This window comes from Nocardioides terrigena, from assembly GCF_003047265.1.
Taxonomy (GTDB): domain Bacteria; phylum Actinomycetota; class Actinomycetes; order Propionibacteriales; family Nocardioidaceae; genus Nocardioides; species Nocardioides terrigena.
The window spans coordinates 419039-437534 of record NZ_PZYY01000005.1; the positions used below are offsets into that span (position 1 = coordinate 419039).

11 protein-coding genes are annotated in these 18496 nt (G+C 71.3%); 9 read left to right on the forward strand and 2 right to left on the reverse strand.

The features are described 5' to 3' along the window. Position 1: 1 nt before the first annotated feature. The 5 genes from rplO (at position 2) to DAE25_RS13635 (ending at position 4612) form a co-directional block, all read left to right on the forward strand. Positions 2-442, forward strand: coding sequence for a 50S ribosomal protein L15 (rplO, locus tag DAE25_RS13615; RefSeq protein ID WP_056887131.1), 441 nt, complete (start codon positions 2-4; stop codon positions 440-442). Positions 443-641: 199 nt separating this feature from the next. Beyond that, positions 642-1937: a preprotein translocase subunit SecY gene (gene secY, locus DAE25_RS13620; RefSeq protein ID WP_107766687.1), complete on the forward strand. Its 1296-nt coding sequence runs from the start codon at positions 642-644 to the stop codon at positions 1935-1937. Beyond that, positions 1937-2512 (forward strand): adenylate kinase, encoded by a 576-nt coding sequence (locus tag DAE25_RS13625; RefSeq protein ID WP_107766688.1) that lies wholly within the window; start codon positions 1937-1939, stop codon positions 2510-2512. The genes secY and DAE25_RS13625 overlap by 1 nt, the downstream gene beginning before the upstream one ends. A gap of 13 nt (positions 2513-2525) precedes the next feature. Beyond that, the gene (gene map, locus DAE25_RS13630) at positions 2526-3347 is read left to right on the forward strand and encodes a type I methionyl aminopeptidase (protein WP_407669383.1); all 822 of its coding nucleotides are present in this window, start codon (positions 2526-2528) and stop codon (positions 3345-3347) included. A gap of 236 nt (positions 3348-3583) precedes the next feature. Continuing rightward, entirely contained in the window at positions 3584-4612 is a 1029-nt protein-coding gene (locus DAE25_RS13635) for a TerC family protein (protein ID WP_107766690.1), read from the forward strand. 36 nt (positions 4613-4648) lie between these two features. Here DAE25_RS13635 and DAE25_RS13640 read toward each other — a convergent pair whose 3' ends face one another. Next, the gene (locus DAE25_RS13640; protein ID WP_107766691.1) at positions 4649-6064 is read right to left on the reverse strand and encodes a serine/threonine-protein kinase; all 1416 of its coding nucleotides are present in this window, start codon (positions 6062-6064) and stop codon (positions 4649-4651) included. Beyond that, positions 6061-7299, reverse strand: coding sequence for an FHA domain-containing protein (locus tag DAE25_RS13645; protein WP_159083728.1), 1239 nt, complete (start codon positions 7297-7299; stop codon positions 6061-6063). Before DAE25_RS13645 ends, DAE25_RS13640 begins: the two co-directional genes overlap by 4 nt. A 173-nt stretch (positions 7300-7472) precedes the next feature. Between DAE25_RS13645 and DAE25_RS13650 the strand changes: the two genes are divergently transcribed. The 4 genes from DAE25_RS13650 to DAE25_RS13665 are packed head-to-tail and all read left to right on the forward strand — an operon-like array spanning position 7473 to position 18277. Further along, positions 7473-13712: an Ig-like domain-containing protein gene (locus DAE25_RS13650; RefSeq protein WP_107766693.1), complete on the forward strand. Its 6240-nt coding sequence runs from the start codon at positions 7473-7475 to the stop codon at positions 13710-13712. Positions 13713-13768: 56 nt separating this feature from the next. Then, on the forward strand, positions 13769-14737 hold the full coding sequence (locus tag DAE25_RS13655) for an AAA family ATPase (protein WP_056887139.1): 969 nt from the start codon (positions 13769-13771) through the stop codon (positions 14735-14737). Between the two features lie 7 nt (positions 14738-14744). Beyond that, positions 14745-15923, forward strand: coding sequence for a DUF58 domain-containing protein (locus DAE25_RS13660; RefSeq protein WP_107766694.1), 1179 nt, complete (start codon positions 14745-14747; stop codon positions 15921-15923). Then, positions 15920-18277: a DUF3488 and transglutaminase-like domain-containing protein gene (locus tag DAE25_RS13665; RefSeq protein WP_107766695.1), complete on the forward strand. Its 2358-nt coding sequence runs from the start codon at positions 15920-15922 to the stop codon at positions 18275-18277. Before DAE25_RS13660 ends, DAE25_RS13665 begins: the two co-directional genes overlap by 4 nt. Positions 18278-18496: the final 219 nt, after the last annotated feature.

Genomic DNA, 18496 nt, shown 5'->3' on the forward strand with positions numbered 1-18496 from the left:
CATGACGCTCAAGCTGCATCACCTCCGGCCGGCTCCCGGCTCCAAGACCGCCAAGACCCGCGTGGGTCGCGGTGAGGGCTCCAAGGGCAAGACGTCCGGTCGCGGTACCAAGGGCACCAAGGCCCGCTACCAGGTTCCGGTCGCCTTCGAGGGTGGCCAGATGCCGATCCACATGCGGCTCCCCAAGCTGAAGGGGTTCAAGAACCCCTTCAAGGTGGAGTTCCAGGTGGTCAACCTCGACAAGCTGAACGAGCTCTTCCCGCAGGGTGGCGCCGTCTCGGTCGAGGACCTGGTCACCAAGGGCGCGGTCCGCAAGGGCCAGCCCGTCAAGGTGCTCGGCCAGGGCGACATCTCGGTCGCCGTGCAGGTCACCGCCGACGCGTTCTCGGGCTCCGCCAAGGAGAAGATCGAGGCCGCCGGCGGCACCACCACGGTGGTCTGAGGCTCGTCCTCTCGCACGACGTACACAGGCCCGGCCTGGCAGTGGGAACTGTCGGGCCGGGCCTCATCGTTCACCGGGGCAGAAGTCTGACGGGCGACTGTTAGGCTTCCCCGGGCCTTCACGCAGGTGTGTGGAGGCGTAGTCCGCCGAGACGGGGACCAGACCCTGTCCCGGCACCAGTAACCGAAAGGCCGATCCTGTGCTAGGCGCGTTCGCCAACGCTTTCCGCACGCCGGACCTGCGGCGCAAGCTGCTGTTCGTCCTGCTGATCGTCACGATCTTCCGGCTCGGCTCCCAGGTGCCGACGCCCGGCGTCAACGTCGCCAACGTGCAGGCGTGCCTCAGTGACGTGGAGTCCAACGGCCTCTACCAGCTCGTCAACCTGTTCTCCGGTGGCGCGCTGCTCCAGCTGACGATCTTCGCGCTGGGGATCATGCCCTACATCACCGCCAGCATCATCCTGCAGCTGCTCGTCGTGGTCATCCCACGGCTCGAGGCGCTGAAGAAGGAGGGCCAGGCGGGCCAGACCAAGATCACGCAGTACACGCGCTACCTCACGCTCGGCCTCGCGCTCCTCCAGGCGACCGGCATCGTGGCGCTGGCGCGGTCGGGCAACCTGCTCCAGGGGTGCACCCGCGACCTGCTGCACAGCGACAGCACCGCGACGTTCCTGACCATGGTCATCACCATGACCGCCGGCACGGCCGTCATCATGTGGCTCGGCGAGCTCATCACCGACCGCGGCATCGGCAACGGCATGTCGATCCTCATCTTCACCCAGGTCGTGGCGACCTTCCCGGGCTCCCTGTGGCAGGTCCAGGTGACCCAGGGCTGGTGGGTCTTCGGCATCGTGATGGTGATCGGCCTCATCCTGGTCGCCGCCGTCATCTTCATCGAGCAGGCGCAGCGCCGGATCCCGGTGCAGTACGCCCGCCGCATGGTGGGCCGCAAGATGTTCGGTGGTTCGTCCACGTACATCCCGCTCAAGGTCAACCAGGCCGGCATCATCCCGGTGATCTTCGCGTCGTCGCTGCTCTACCTGCCCGCGATGGCCGTGCAGTTCAACCAGACGAGCTCGTCGCCGGTGATCACCTTCATCAACAACTATCTCGTCGGCGGCGATCACCCGCTCTACATGGCGATCTACTTCGCCCTCATCATCTTCTTCACGTACTTCTACGTCTCGATCACCTTCAACCCCACGGAGGTCGCGGACAACATGAAGAAGTACGGCGGCTTCATCCCCGGGATCCGGGCGGGCAAGCCGACCGAGGACTACCTGTCCTACGTCCTGTCCCGCATCACGTTCCCCGGAGCCCTCTACCTCGGTCTGATCTCGCTGGTGCCCCTGATCGCGTTCGCGCTGATCAACGCCAACCAGAACTTCCCCTTCGGCGGCACCTCGATCCTCATCATGGTCGGAGTCGCGCTGGACACGGTGAAGCAGATCGAGAGCCAGCTCCAGCAGCGCAACTACGAAGGGTTCCTGCGTTAATGAGGCTGATCATCATGGGGCCGCCCGGTGCCGGCAAGGGCACGCAGGCCAAGTTCATCGCCGAGCACTTCGGCATCCCGGCGATCTCGACCGGTGACATCTTCCGCGCCAACGTGTCGCAGGGCACGGAGCTCGGCGTCGAGGCCAAGCGCTACATGGACGCCGGCGAGTACGTCCCCGACGAGGTCACCAACCTCATGGTGCGCAACCGCATCGACGAGCCCGACGCCGAGCCCGGCTTCCTGCTGGACGGCTACCCGCGCACGCTCGCGCAGGTCGAGGAGCTCGACGGGATGATCAAGCACACCGGCCATGCGCTCGACGCCGTCGTGGTGCTGACCGTCGACCAGGACGAGGTCGTCGAGCGGCTCCTGCAGCGTGCCGAGACCGACGGCCGGGCCGACGACACCGCCGACGTCATCCGTCGTCGCCAGGAGATCTACGGCGAGGAGACGGCCCCGCTCGTCGAGGTCTACCGCGACCGCGGCCTCCTCATCGAGGTCGACGGCCTCGGCGAGGTCGACGAGGTCACCCAGCGCATCTTCACCGCGCTCGACGTCGTCCCCCAGTCCTGAGCTGAGCCCTGTGGTGTTCGCCAACCGGGGCCTGGAGATCAAGACGCCGGCCCAGATCGCGCAGATGCGGGTCAGCGGGCTGCTCGTCGGTCGCACCCTCGAGCTGCTGCGCGGGGCCGCTGCCCCGGGCGTGACCACCGGCGAGCTCGACCGGCTGGCCGAGTCGCACATCCGCGACCACGGCGGCATCCCGTCATTCAAGGGCTACAGCCAGCCGCCCTTCCCCGCGACGATCTGCGCCTCCGTCAACGACGAGGTCGTGCACGGCATCCCGGGGGACCGGGTGCTGCGGGACGGCGACGTCATCTCAATCGACTGCGGCGCCATCGTCGACGGGTGGCACGGCGACGCGGCGATCACCGTACCGATCGGGGACGTCGCCCCCGAGACCCTCGAGCTGCTCCGGGTCACCGAGGAGGCGCTGTGGCGGGGCATGGCCGCCGCCCACCTCGGCGGGCGGGTCGGCGACATCGGTCATGCGATCGAGCGCTACGTCGTCAGCCAGGGCCGCTACGGCATCCTCGAGGACTACACCGGCCACGGCATCGGCACCGAGATGCACATGGCTCCCAACGTGCCCAACTACGGCAAGCGCGGCAAGGGCCCGACCCTCGTCGAGGGCCTCGCCCTGGCGGTCGAGCCGATGGTGACGCTGGGCAGCAAGGAGACCGACCTGCTCGAGGACGAGTGGACGGTCGCCACCGTGGACGGCTCCATGGCCGCCCACTTCGAGCACACCTTCACCCTCACGCCCGCCGGCGCATGGGTGCTCACCGCCGTGGACGGTGGCGCCGCGGGGCTCGCCGGTCTCGGCGCGCCGTACGGCGGGTCCTGACCCGACCGTCGACCGGACGGTTCGACCCCGGTCGAGGGTCCGTGCCAGACTGTGGCCACCAGGAGGGGAGTATTCCCCCGCGGTGGTGTCGTCAGTACGGCGTGGGTCTCGGTCCGCTCCCGGTGCCATCGGCCCCTGCGGCCACGGCCCAGGTGCGGAAGAGACCTCCGGAGTGACCGCCCCACGCGGCGGCGCCGGTGCCCGCACATCCCCCTACCCCTCCCGGAGGAAACCTCGTGGACGTACCCACCTGGGTCTGGATCGCCACTGCCGTGGTGACCATCGCCATCTTCACCTTCGACCTCGCCGTCGTCGGCCGACGACCGCACGAGCCCAGCATGCGGGAGTGCGCGACGTACCTGTCGATCTACGTCGGCCTGGCGGTGATCTTCGGCCTCGGCGTCTGGTACACCTCCGGCGGCACCTACGCGCTGGAGTTCTACTCCGGCTGGCTGGTGGAGTACTCGCTCTCCATCGACAACCTGTTCATCTTCATCATCATCATGGCCAAGTTCGCCGTGCCCCGCGAGCTGCAGCAGTACGCCCTGATGATCGGCATCGTGATGGCGCTGATCATGCGCGCGATCTTCATCGCCGTCGGCGCGGCCGCGATCAGCAACTTCAGCTGGATCTTCTACATCTTCGGCCTGTTCCTGGTCTACACGGCCTTCAAGCTCGCCAAGGAAGGCGCGGAGGACGAGGACGAGGAGTTCGAGGAGAACAAGCTCGTCGCCTTCATCGAGCGTCGCTTCCCCGCCACGTCGGAGTGGCACGGCAAGTCCCTGTTCATCAAGGACGCCGGCAAGCGGATGATCACCCCGATGTTCATCGTGATCATCACGCTGGGCACGACCGACCTGCTGTTCGCGCTCGACTCGATCCCGGCGATCTTCGGCATCACCAAGGAGCCCTACCTGGTGCTCACGGCCAACATCTTCGCGCTGATGGGCCTGCGCCAGCTCTACTTCCTCATCGGCGGCCTGCTGCAGCGCCTGATCTACCTGTCGTACGGCCTGGCGTTCCTGCTGGCCTTCATCGGCGTGAAGCTCTTCTTCCACGCGCTGCACGAGAACGAGCTCCCGTTCATCAACGGTGGCGAGCCCCTCGACTACGCCTGGCTGGAGATCCCGATCTGGCTCTCGCTGGTGGTCATCCTGGCCACCCTGGCCATCACCGCGGTGCTCTCGCTGTGGGCCTCGAGCCGGATGACGGAGGAGGAGCAGGACGCCGCGACCGGACCTCGTCGCGACTGGGACGACGACTGATCGTCCCCGCCCCACCGTGAACGCGTCCCCGTCGGCCTAGCCGGCGGGGACGCACTCGTTGGTGGCGGGGGACTGGTCGCTGCCCCGCACCAGGCGCACCTCGACGCAGATGTCGTCCGGGGTCCGGATGACCACCTGGTCCTTGTCGGTGCGCTCGAAGTCCCCGGAGTCGAGGCGCTGCCACAGCCACGTGTCCCCGGGCTCGAGCTCCTCGGTGGTCTGCCAGCGGAAGACGACCCCCGCGTCGGTGCGGGTGCCCGTCACCGAGGGGGCGGTGCCGAGGTCCTGCGGGACCAGGTCCGACGGGGTCGTCTCCGTGGGCGTGAGCGGTCCGTCGGCCTCGCGGTCGTCGGGACGGTCACCTCCGCCCAGGACCAGGGCGACCACCGCGGCCGCGACGGCGACGACGCCCGCCGCCGCCCACACGACCCCGGAGACGCCGCGGGACTGCTCCTGCTCCTCGGCCTCCTGCTCCTCCTGGGCCGTCGCGATCCGCCGCGGGCCCGACGCGGAGATCACCGTGACGGCCTTCATGACCGTCCGGTCCTCCTCGGGCTCCGGGGCGACGGCGCGCACGGTCGAGTCGGGACGGTCGCCCTCGACCGCCACGGCGGTGCGCGACCACCCGGCGGCGGACTCGACCTGCTGGAGGCTGCGGGCCAGCTCGAGGGCGCTCTGGGGCCGGTGCGCGGGCTGCTTGGCCAGGCACTGCTGCAGCAGCCTGTCCAGGGCCGGGGGCACGTCCGGGCGCTGGGTGGCCGGGGGAGCGGCGTGCAGGATGCGGGCGCTCAGCGCCCGGGTGGAGTTGTCGCCGGACGGGATGGAGAACGGCGAGCGACCCACGAGCAGGTGCCAGATCGTCGCGCCGAGGGAGTAGACGTCGGAGGCGACCGAGCCGTTGGATCGTCCGTCGAGCAGCTCCGGCGGGGACCACGGGTAGGAGATGCGCACGTCGCTCTCGCCCTCGATGTCGGCCATGTGGCCGGCGATGCCGAAGTCGGTGAGCGCGGGCTCGTGGTAGGTCGTCACCAGCACGTTGCTGGGCTTGATGTCGCGGTGCAGGATCCCGGAGCGGTGCGCGGTCTCGATGGCGCTGGCCAGCTTGATGCCGGTCGCGACGGCGTCGACGACGGGCATCGGGTTGGAGCGCACCCGGATCCCGAGGTCGGGCGGCGGGCAGTAGCGCATCACGAGGTAGGGGCGGCCGCCGTCCTGGGTCACCCCGGCGGTGATCACCGAGACGATGTAGGGATGGTCGGCGAGCCGGGCCATGGCGTTGGCCTCGGCGGTGAAGAGCTGCTTCTCGCGCTCGTTGAGGGGTACGTCGGGCCGCACGACCTTGACCGCGACGCGCTGTCGCGGCCACTGCTGCTCGTAGAGGAAGACGTCGGCGAAACCGCCGCTCCCGAGGTGCTCGACGAACTGGAACCCCGGGATGACCGGCGCGCTCACCGCTCGCCCACCGTGGCGGCCGCGGAGCCGACCTCGAAGCGGACCTCGTAGACCTCGGCGAGGTCGAGCGACGCGCCGGGGTCGAGGACGTACGCCTCGCCCGCGCGCATGCGTTCGGCTGGGCGTCCGGGCATGGTGAGCATGGTGCCACCTCGCGAGTCGAGGTCGCGCGCGAGCACCTGCCAGCCGTCGAGCTCGATGTGCAGGTGCATGCGCGACACGAAGGTGTGGTCGGAGGGCAGGTGCACGAGGTGCGGCCAGTCCCCGGCGCCCTCGAGCGGTGCGGGCCTGCGACCGAGCACGACACCCCGGTCGAGCGGCACGACCTCCCCGGTCGGGAGTCGCAGGCCACCGAGGGTGGGACGGGCCACCCGGCGCGGCTCCTGCGGGGCGACCCGCTGCCGGCACACACGGCAGGAGGGCTGCGACGGCGACGTCAGGTGGCCCAGGGGGCAGCTCACGGCCAGCACCGTCTCGTGGGTCCCGTGCCTCAGGTGGGGGACGGGTCCCGGACGGTGCACGGTGGAGCCGTCGTGGTCGTCGACCTCCGGCTCCCCGGAGTCCGCACCGGAGTCCTCCCCGGCGTGCTGCCCGGGGTCCGTCGACCGGATCGTCGTGTGGCCGCCCTCGCTGATGCGCTCCATGAAGGCCGGGTCCGGCTCGGTGGTGTCGTGCAGCGACCCGGTGTCCTCGGACACCTGCGCGGGATCGCGACGCCGTGGTCGCGGGGGTGGGGGGCCGGCGGGGCCGGTGGCGGCCAGGATCGAGGCCGGGATGCCGTCGATCATGCCGGGGGCGGCGGCCTGCGCCGGGACGGCGGGCGCGGCGGAGGTCGGGGCCACCTTGTGGGCCAGGGGCCGGATCTCCGCCCGGGAGGCGGCGACCACGCCGGCCACCAGACGACGGGTCGGGACGAGAGCCACGGGGTCGGCGCCGCCGTCGAGGGACAGGATGCGGTCCGCACCGAGCACGCGCACGTGGCCGTGGCCGCGCGAGAGGCTGGCGGAGCCGCCGGCAGACAGGTCCACCACGGCCAGTGCCGGCGGGTCTCCCTCGAACGCCTTCTCGAGGAGGGCGAGGACCTCCTCGGTCACCGAGCCCGTGGCCGCCCGCGAGCGGGACACCACGACCCAGATCTCGTCGAGCACGTCGTCGTCGTGCGGGTCGGTGACGAGGACCCAGTGGTCACCCGCGCCCAGCAGGACGCCGTCCCCTGCGGCGTACCTGGTCTCCACGACCACGAGCCTCTCCTCACGAAAGCGAGTGCCATCCGGACTAGCACGATAGTGTCATCCCCCGGGGCCCCAGCGTGCCGGTTGTGCCGAACTTGTCCGACGTGCGCGCTTGTACCTAGGCTCCATCCTGCGCCGTCGGGGGACGGGCTCATTCTCGCGGTAGGGGGCTGCCAGTGGCACGGGTGGGATTCCTGCGACGGCACCGCACGGCCATCGCCTCCAACACCGCGCTCGCCATCGCCGCGGTCGCCGTGCTCGTCTACGCGGTCTCGGCCGACGGCTACCAGGCCCACGAGGCCGAGCTCAACGACGGCGGCATCTGGGTCGTCAACGGCAAGGAAGGTCTCTACGGCCGCATCAACAAGCCGATCAACCAGCTCGACACGGTGGTCTTCGCCGACCGCGACGACCTGCCGCTCGACGTCGTCCAGGACGGCGCCGCGGTGCTCGCGGTCGACGAGCGCGCCAGCACCGCCCAGCTGGTCAACCCCGCCACCTCGGAGGTCGAGCCGAGCGGCACCATCTCGGTGCCCTCCCGCGGCGACCTCCAGCTCGCCGGCGGCACGCTCGCCTCGGTCGACGCGGAGACCGGCGCCGTCTGGGCCGCTCGCGTCGACCCCGTGACGGGCCGGTCGATCGTCAGCGAGGTCGACCGCCAGTCCGACCCCCTCGACGAGGTCGGCGAAGGTGCCGCGCTCGCGGTGAGCCAGGCCGGCACCGTGGTCGTGACCTCGGGCACCGAGCGCACCGTCACCTACCTGGTCCCTCGCGAGGACGGGATCGGCAAGCCCCGCACCGAGGACCTCCCCGAGGCCGCCGGAGAGCCGACCGCCGTGACGACGGTCGGCGACACCGTCGTCACGCTCGACTCCGCCACCGGGGCGCTCGCCGTGCTCGGCGGCGGCACGGCCACCGTCCCCGAGGGCGCGGTCCTGCAGCAGGCGGGGCCCGCCTCGGACGCCGTCCTGGTCGCCAGCCGCGGCAGCCTGATGAGCGTCGACCTCACCAGCGGCGAGGCATCCGTCCTCGCCGAGGGCCTCAACGGGCAGCCGGCCGAGCCCGTGCGCCTCGGCGCCTGCCAGTACGCCGCGTGGTCCGGCGGCCTGGGCCACGTCGCCGTCCGGTGCGGTGACGACGAGGCCACGGTGTCCGACCTGGGGGGCAAGGGCCGCACCCTGTCCCTGCGCGTCAACCGCGGCGAGATCGTCCTCAACGACGGCACCACCGGCACGGTGTGGGACGTCGAGGACCTCCAGCCCCAGCGGATCGACAACTGGAACGCCTTCACCGCCTCCAAAAAGGTCGAGGAGGAGGACAAGGAGAACCAGGAGCAGAGCAACGGCGACCGCCGCCCGCCCAAGGCCGAGCCGGACCGCTACGGAGCCCGTCCCGGACGCACCACGGTCCTCCACCCGCTCGACAACGACTCCGCGCCCGACGGCCGCCTGCTGAGCATCGTGCAGGTCGACGACCCCACCGGAGGGGCCCGCGCCGAGATCAGCCCGGACGGTCAGACCATCGTCCTCTCCCTGCCCGACGACGCGCGGAGCACGAGCTTCGAGTACCACATCAACGACGGGCGAGACACCTCCGCGCACGCCACGGTGACCGTGGCGGTCCGGGGTGCCAGCGACAACAGCGCACCGCAGCCGCGCTCCGGCTACAAGCCGCGGGTGTGGCGGGTCCCCGCCGCAGGGTCGCTGTCGGTGCCGGTGCTCGCCGACTGGCGTGACGACTCGGACGGGGACGCCGTCGTCCTCGACTCGGCGACCGCCGTCGGCGGGGACGTGTCGGGCGCCGTCGCCCGCACCACGTCCGACGGCCGGGTGCGCTTCACGGCTCCGCGCGACGGAGGGGAGCCGGTCCAGGTGGCCTACACGGTCACCGACGGCCGCTCCGCACCGGTCCGGCGCACGATGACCTTCCAGGTCCAGGACAAGCTCGACCAGGAGGCCTTCGCCGCGACGGCCGAGCCCGACGTCGTACGCGGCGAGGTGGGGCAGCCGATCAAGATCCGTCCTCTCCTCAACGACCTGCCCGGCTCGGACCCGGCCGACCCCGACGCCGAGCTCGCCCTCGGCGGCAAGCTCCCGGGGCAGGGAGGCGCCGTCGTCAAGACCGACACCGAGAACGGCGTCATCACCTTCACCGGGTCCAAGGCGGGCACGTTCTTCCTCGACTACGACGCGGCGTACGGCAACGCGCCCCTCGACGGCAGCACCGTCCGGGTCGACGTGCAACCGGCCCGCGGTGACCGCGACCCCATCGCGATGCCCGACGCGCTGACGGTCTACGGGCAGTCGGCCGCCATCGTCGACGTGCTCGCCAACGACCTCGACCCCGCCGGCGGGCTGCTGGCCGTGCAGCGTGCGGTCGCCGACGACCCCGGCCAGCTCGACGTGGCGATCATCGACGGTCGCTGGCTGCGCATCTCCGCGCGGCAGGGGTCGCTGGCTCCCAACCCGCAGCTGGTCTCCTACACGATCAGCAACGGCACGCGCTCCGGCGTCGAGGGCGAGGTCTCGGTGAGCCTGCGCCCGGTGCCCAAGGACAACTCGCCGATCACGGCCGCGGACCGGGTGATGGTGCGTGCCGGCACCTCGGTGACCGCGCCGGTGCTCGACAACGACCTCTCGCCGTCCGGGGACCGGCTCTCCCTGTTCGGCGACGTCGTCGAGGGGTCCCCGGGGGAGCTCGAGGTCGTCGCGCCGATCGACGTGAAGGGGGACGTGGGCCAGGCCTTCGTCACCGGCCGCACGGTGCGCTACGTCGCGCCCGCCGGCCTCGCGGAGCGCGACAGCTTCACCATCCCCTACGTCGCGGTCAACACCACCGGGCAGACCTCCCCGGGTCGGCTCACCGTCGTCGTGACGCCGGCCGACGCCCCCAACACCGCCCCCGAGCCGCCGACGCTGGAGTCGCGCGTCGTCTCGGGCGACACGGTCAAGGTCCGCCTGCCCGGCAGCGGGGTCGACCCCGACGGCGACCCGGTCACCATCGCGGGTATCACCTCCGCCCCCCGCAAGGGCCGCCTGCTCTCCTTCGGCGGCAACTTCCTCGAGTACCAGGCCTACCCGCGCACGGCGGGCACCGACGAGTTCGAGTACTCCGTCGTGGACACCCAGGGAGGGGTCGCCACCGCCACGGTGCGCATCGTCGTCGTGCCCCTGGAGGAGCCGCAGAGCCCGTTGGCGGTCGACGACCAGCTGACCGTCGAACCGCGGCGCACCGCCACCTTCGACCCGCTGGCCAACGACTACGTCGCACCCGGTGACGACGTCCGGATCGAGCTCGTCGACGCGCCGGAGGGGGTCGAGCTCGACCGGGAGACCAGCCTGGTCACGGTGCCGGCGCCCGAGCGGGTCGACGCCGCCGCGATCACCGTCGTCTACTCCATCAGCAACGGCCTCGACACCTCCCGGGCGGTCATGAGGCTGGAGACCGCTGCCTCGATCAACAACCCGCCGGTCGTGTACGACGCCTTCGGACGCGCCGACGACAGCGAGAGCGTCACGGTGGGGGTCCTCGACGGCGCCTATGACCCGGACGGCTCCGTCGACGACCTCGTCGTGGCCGAGGTGCTGGGCGCCGCCGAGGTCGCCCGCATCGACGGCGACCGCATCAAGGCCAACCGGGCCGCCTCCCCCCAGGTCGTGCCCTTCCGCGTCGAGGACGCCGACGGTGCCTCCGCCACGGCGTCGCTCTACGTGCCACCCACCGGGACCGGCATCCCGTACGTCGAGCCCGACGCGCTCATCGAGATCGAGCGCGGCGGGAGCTTCTCCGGGTCGCTGGGCGACTACATCGCCAACCCCTCGGGCGGGTCCATGCGCCTGACCGGGAAGCGCGCGGTCAGCGCGTCACCCGCGAACCTGCAGCCCGCGCCCGACGGAGAGCGCGGCTTCACGATCGACACCGACGCCGACTACCGCGGCCCGGGCGCGCTGCTGCTCGAGGTCACGACCGCGACCGACCCGAGCGGCAACGAGGACCCGCTGGACCCGACCGACGGCTACACCGCGCTGCTCTCGATCCCCGTGCAGGTGGGTGACGACACCCCCGAGCTCACCTGTCCGGCGACCACGATCCCGATCTCGTCGGGCCAGGTCTACGACCTCGACCTCGGGTCCCTGTGCACGGTGTGGACCCTCGACCCGGCGGACGCCGACGACCTCACCTACGCGGGCTCGTTCACGCAGCCGGTCGAGGGGGTCTCCGTCACCGGCACCGGCACCTCGGTGCTGCAGGTGGCCGCGGCCGACGACGCCACCGAGGGCGGCACCGCCGTCCTCACCGTGACCGCCGGCGACAGCAACGCCCAGGAGATCCGCTTCCGCCTCGACGACGCGCCGCCACCGTCCCTGCTGCCGATCCGCGTCGACGACCTGCAGGCGGGCCAGTCCCGGACCTACGACCTGGCCGCCTACCTCGAGCCGGGCGTCTCCAGCCCCGACCCCACGGTCGTGTCCGTCGACGCGATCAGCGGCGCGGGGGTGTCGGCGAGCAGCAGTGGCTCGTCGGTCACCTTCAAGGCGGGCCCGGACGCCCAGGGCACCTCGACCTTCCGCATCGTGATGAGCGACGTGGCCGACTCCGACAGCCCCCGACGCACGGCCGAGGGCCGGATCCAGTTCGAGGTCAGCGGCACCCCGGGTGCGCCCGGGCCGCCACGGCCCTTCCCGGCGCTGCAGTCCAACAAGATCTCGATGGGCTGGGAGCCGCCCTCCGACGACGGCGGGTCCCCGATCACGGGCTACCAGGTCCAGGCGCTGGGGACCAACAAGCAGATCACCTGCCGCACCAACGAGTGCGACTTCGGCGGCCTCGAGAACGGGAAGTCCTACACGTTCAAGGTCCGCGCGGTCAACAAGATCGGCCCGGGGGACTGGAGCGACGTCTCCAAGTCGGCGTTCGCGGACACGGCGCCGGGACGGGTGGAGAACATCCGCATGAAGTCGCGCGGCGACCGCACGATCACCGTCGCCTGGGACCCGCCCACGACCGTGACCTCCAAGGTCGTCAGCTACACCGTCACCTGGCTCGGTGCCCAGCCGCAGACGGTGCCCGGCACCCAGACCTCGCTGGTGGCGGGCAACCTCGACAACAACACCCAGTACACCTTCACGGTGAAGGCGCTCAACAAGGTCAACTACTCCCCGCCGCGCACGTCCGAGCCGTTCCAGTCGCTGGGGACCCCGCTGCCTCCCGGGACGCCGACAGTGACCGACCTGGAGTCGGGGTCCGACCGCACGTCCACCCGGATCTCGTGGCCCTCGACCCTGCCGGAGGGGCCCGGACCGACGCTCTACACGCTGTCCTACACGTCCAGCCGGGGAGCCGCCAACGTCCCCGGGTGCGTGCGCGTGCAGGCCACGACCTGTGTGCACGGCGGTGTCGACTACGACGGCACCACGTACGCCTACTCGGTGCGGGCACACAACGTGGAGAAGACGTCCGGCGCCAGCCAGCCCGCGACCTTCCAGGCATCGAGCAGACCTGCCGACTGGGGTGTGTGGTCGGCGACTGCGACCGGCGTCGACCAGGAGATCCGCGTCGAGGCCGTTGCGCCTGACCCGCGAGGCAGGCAGGGACGGGCGGCGATCCTCGTTGCGGGCCAGGTGGCCTGGGAAGGAGCGGTCTCCACAGGCCAGGGGCTGAGTCGGACCGTGAGCGCTCCGAGCAACGGCGCGCCGGTGGCGGTCCAGCTCCGTCTCTGCAACGAGCTCGGGAGTGACGCAGGCTGCACCTCGTCCGACCAGCGAAGCGTCCAGACCTTCGGCCCCTTGGGGCGTGAGCACATCACAAGCATCCAGCCGGTGCCGCAGCGCGAATACATGAGCTGGGTCATCCAGGGCAACTCCAACGGTCGCCCGGCGCGGCTGACCATCTCCTCGGCCCACCGCAACCAGACCATCTCGGTACCCGCCGGTGCGTGGTCCGTCCAGAGCGAGTCCGTGCTGCTGGGGTGGGAGGCATCTGAGACGATCACGGTGACCCTCAGCGACCCTGCCAACGGTCGCCCGGGCGTGACGGCCGACGGCTCGGCGCGGACCGAGAGTCCACCCCCGCCCGCCATCGTCCTGGCGAAGGGTGACGCGTGCCGCGACGGGGACCCCACATGGACCGGTCCGTCCTGTGCCTCGCGCGGCTGGAACTACGAACAGTGCACCGAGATCAACTGCGCCTTCATCGAGTTCACCGTCTCGGGATTCGTGAGCCGTTACACCTGCAACATCACCCGACCAGGGCGCAGCCCGATCCAGTTCGCAGTCGATCCCGCCGCCAACATCAGCCGGTCGGACTTCCACTACGGGAATGCGTCGCTCCTGGGGGACAGGGTCTCGATGGAATGCAGGACGCCACCACAGGACGCGGTTGACCAGGAAGCCTTCAGCAACCAGGTCATCTGGTAGCACCGGACTGCGGGCACCGAGATCCCTGGACATCCATCCATCACCCAAGGAGACGCATGACGATCAGTCACGAGCAGGCCGACTGGTTCAAGCAGACCTTCGACCAGCTGACCGACAACATGGAGAAGGCCGTGCTGGGCAAGCGCCACGTGGTGCGCCTGGCGCTGACGTGCCTGCTGTCGGAGGGCCACATCCTGCTCGAGGACTTCCCCGGCACCGGCAAGACGATGCTGGCGCGGTCGCTGGCCAACACGGTCCAGGGCAGTCATGCGCGGATCCAGTTCACGCCCGACCTGCTGCCCTCGGACGTCATCGGCGTGACGGTCTACGACCAGCACAAGGGCACGTTCGACTTCCACCCCGGCCCGATCTTCCACACCATCGTCCTGGCCGACGAGATCAACCGCGCATCGCCCAAGACCCAGTCGGCGCTGCTCGAGGTGATGGAGGAGAGCCGGGTCACCGTCGACGGCGTCGCGCACTCGGTCGGCAAGCCGTTCCTGGTCATCGCGACCCAGAACCCGATCGAGCAGGCCGGCACCTACCGGCTGCCCGAGGCCCAGCTGGACCGCTTCCTGATGAAGACCTCGATGGGCTACCCCGACCGCGCGGCCACCGTCGAGCTGCTCGTCAACGCGGCCGTGCGCGACCGCGCCTCGCTCGTCACCCCGGTCATCACCGCGGCCACCATCTCCCAGATGAGCGGCCTCGCCGACCAGGTGTACGTCGACCCGGCCGTCGTCGGCTACGTCGCCGAGCTCGCCGAGGAGTCGCGCCGCCAGCCGCACGTCAAGCTCGGCCTGTCGCCGCGCGGTTGCCTGGCCCTGGTGCGGGTCGCCAAGACCTGGGCCGCGGCCGACGCCCGCGACCACGTCGTGCCGGACGACATCAAGGAGCTCGCCGAGCCCGTGCTGTCGCACCGCGTGCTCCTCGACGCCGAGGCCCAGTTCAGCGGCGTCAGCGTGCAGACCGTCATCGGGCGTCTCCTCGACTCCGTCGCGCCGCCCACGGACCGGGTGGCCTGATCTGCTGATGGAGCGCGTGAAGGAGCTGCTGGCGATCGTCCGCCCCACGGGCTGGCTGGTCCTCGGCATCGGGGCAGGTGCGGCGTACCTCGCCGCCCTCGTGGGCTGGCGGGAGATGGCCGTGCTGGCGGCCGCCTGCCTGCTGCTGCTCGCGCTCGCGGCGCCCTTCCTGCTGGGACGAACCTCGGTCGACGTGGACCTGCGGCTCGAGCCGGAGCGGGTGGCCGCCGGCGACTCGGTCGCGGCCGGCGTCGTGGTGCGCAACATCGCCTCCCGGCGGCTCCTGCCCACCACGCTGGAGGTCCCGGTCGGGTCGTCGACGCACCGCTACGGGATCGGAGCCCTGCCGGCCGGGGGAGTGCACGAGGAGTCGTTCACCATCCGTACGGAGCGCCGTGGCGTCATCCGCGTCGGGCCGGCCACCACACGTCGGGGTGACCCGGTCGGCGTCTTCTCGCGCGACATGGTGTGGACGCCCGTGCGCGAGGTGCTCGTGCGCCCGCCGATGGTGCCGCTGGACTCGCTCGGCGCCGGGCTGCTCCGCGACCTGGAAGGCGTGTCGACCGACGCGGTCTCCCAGAGCGACCTCGCCTTCCACGCCCTGCGTGAGTACGTCCCCGGCGACGACCTGCGCCACATCCACTGGCGCTCCTCGGCCAAGGTGATGGCCTCGACGGGGGAGTCCGCCCTGCTGGTCCGGCAGTACCTCGACACCCGCCGCAGCCACGCGGCCCTCGTCGTCGACGACCGGCGCGCCTCCTGGAGCAGTGACGAGGTCTTCGAGGACGCGATGTCGGTGGCCGCGTCCATCGCGGTCCGGGCCGTGCTCGACGAGTTCGACGTGTCCTTCGTCTGCGGGGCCACCGCCTCGACCGGCACCGACGGCCACCTGGCGCTCGATGCCGTCTGCCGTGCCGACTTCGGCGACACCGGCATCGTGGCGGCGAGTCGTCGGGCCACGATGGTCGCGCCCGACTGCAGCCTGCTCTTCCTGGTGGGCGGCAAGGACACCTCCTTCACCGACCTGCTCCGCGGCTCGGCGGCCTTCCCGCCCGAGGTGCGCCGCTTCGCGATCGTGCTCGACCCCGAGGGCACCAGCAGGGTGACCGAGACCGGGGGCCTTCCCGTCCTGCACCTCGCTGCCCGCGAGGACCTCGGCGGACTCCTCCTGTGGAGCCTCAAGTGAGTCACGTCGACACCCAGACCCGCACCCGGCCCAGCCACCTGCTGCCGGACGGCCACGCCGCGGTCGACCTGGTCTTCGTCCTGCTGCTGACGGCGGTGGCCCTCAGCGGTCTCGCGACCTCCTTCACCGGGTGGGCGTTCCTCGTCATCGGCCTGACCGGGAGCGTCATTGCCATGGCCGTGACACACCTGAGCCGGGCGCTCGGCTGGCCGCTCGTCGCCCCGGTGCTCATCCTCACCGTGGTGTTCTTCCTGCTCGGCGGGCCCCTGTGCCTGCGGTCGGTCGGCGACACGGCCTTCGTCCCCGGGGCCGAGACGATGTCCACGCTGGTCGACCAGGCGATCCACGGCTGGAAGGACCTCCTCACGACGCTGCCGCCGGTCGACGGCGACGGTCCGCTGCTCGTGCTCCCGTGGCTGCTCGGCCTCCTCGCCGGGCTGGTGGGGACGTCGCTGTCCCACCTCCGCCTGCGGCGTGCGTGGCTCACCGCCCTGCTGCCCGTCCTCGGGATGACCGCCGTGCTCGCTGCGGTCATCCTGCTCGGCGTGCGCCACCCGCAGTCCCTCCTCGTCCAGGGAGCGGCGTTCGCCGGCCTGGCCCTGGGCTGGCTCGCGCTGCGCGCCCGGCGGGCGTCCGCGACGGTGCACGGAGGCACGTCCGGCTGGGGCCGCCTCGCCGTCGGGACCGGGCTGGTCGCGCTGGCGTCGGCGCTCGCCGTACCCGCCTCCGCGCTCGTCATGGGTGACGACGACGGCGACCGGACCGTGGTGCGCAACTGGGTGGAGCCGCCGTTCGACATCGGGCAGTACCCCTCGCCCCTCGCGGGGTTCCGCAAGTACGTCGACCCCCTCGGCCAGGAGAGCTCGGCCAACGTCTACGACCGCACCCTCTTCACCGTCGACGGCGTGCCGGAGGGCACGCGCGTGCGCTTCGCGGCCATGGACCACTACGACGGCATGGTGTGGGGCGCCTCCGACAACGCACTGCCGGAGCCGGCCGCCGACTCGTTCCAGCGGGTGTCGTCGACCATCGACAACCCCGTCGAGGGGGAGGAGGTCGAGGCCACCGTCACCATCGGGGAGGCGTACGACGGCGTCTGGCTGCCGACGGCCGGCGCGCTCCAGTCCCTCGACTTCCGCATCGGCGACCCCGACGGCAAGGCCGAGTCCTTCCGCTACAACCTGGCCACCTCGACGGCCGTCGTCCCCACCGGGCTGACCGAGGGGGACACCTACTCCTTCACCGCCGTCCTCCCCGACGACAGCCTCGACGCCTCCACCGTCGCGTCCAGTGCCGTCGTGCCGGCGCCCCAGGGGACGGCCTTCCTCAAGACGCCGGCGGCGCAGTGGACGACCAGGGCGACCACGCCCATCGAGCGGGTCAGGGCCATCGCGCAACACCTGCGGACCGAGGGCAAGTACTCCGACGGGGTCCGCCGCTCCGAGCAGGTCTACCACCCCGGCCACAGCGTCCAACGCCTGTCGGAGGGCTTCGTCCAGGCCCCGCAGATGGTCGGGAACGACGAGCAGTACGCCGCGACGATGGCCCTCCTCGCCGGCGAGGTCGGCGTGCCCGCCCGCGTCGTGCTCGGGGCCGAGGTGCCGGAGGGCGGCGTCGTGACGGGCAAGGACGTCTCGGCCTGGGTCGAGGTGCGCGCCGCCGACGGCTCGTGGAAGACCCTGCCGACCGAGGACTTCATGTCCGACGAGCCGCCCGCCGACGAGCTGCCCGAGACCAACACCCCCATGACCGGCACGGTCGTCCCGCCCCCGGCGCCGATCCCGCCGCCGTCGGACGCCGGCGACCAGAGCGACGCCGACCTCAAGGAGCGCAAGGCCGACAAGAAGGAGGCCGACGAGGAGGACGAGGACTCCCTCGTGGCCGGCCTGCCCGGCTGGGTGCGGGTCGTCGTGACGTACGTCGGGGGCCCGCTGCTGGTGGTGCTCCTCCTGGTCGGCGCGATCGTCGGGCTCAAGCTGCTCCGCCGCCGCCGGCGACGCAACGCGACCGTGGTCTCCGCGCGCTTCGTGGGCGCCTGGCGCGAGCTGGTCGACCACGCACGCGACCTCGGCCAGCCGGTGCCCCTGGGTCCGACCGTCACCCGCCGCGAGCAGTCCGGATCGATCGGGTCCGAGCAGGCACCCTCGCTGGCCCGCCGGGCGGACGGCTTCGTCTTCGGCCCGAGTGCTCCCGATGCGGGTGCTGCGGCGTCCTACTGGCAGACTGTCGATGCCGAGCGGCGTGCGATGTCCCAGTCCGTGGGTCGCCGGCAGCGGCTGATCGCCGCGGTCAACCTCCGTTCGTTGCGGCCCACCGGCCCACGGGTGCGGGGGAGCCGCAGGCGCCCGCGCTGATTGGTCTTTTCAGACAGCGACTGACTAAACTGGCGTGTCGGCCCAACGTGGGTTGCGTTTCGTGGTGCCTCGCGGCTGCCGGATCACGCCTCGACCGTCCTGAAAGGCGGTTCGTGTCGTGCCCGGGATGAGGTCCACGGCACCGCTTCACGAGGTCCACCGGTCCACCCGGACCGGAGGTTCCCGGGCCACCCGCGTCACCTCGGTGACGCGGTGCAG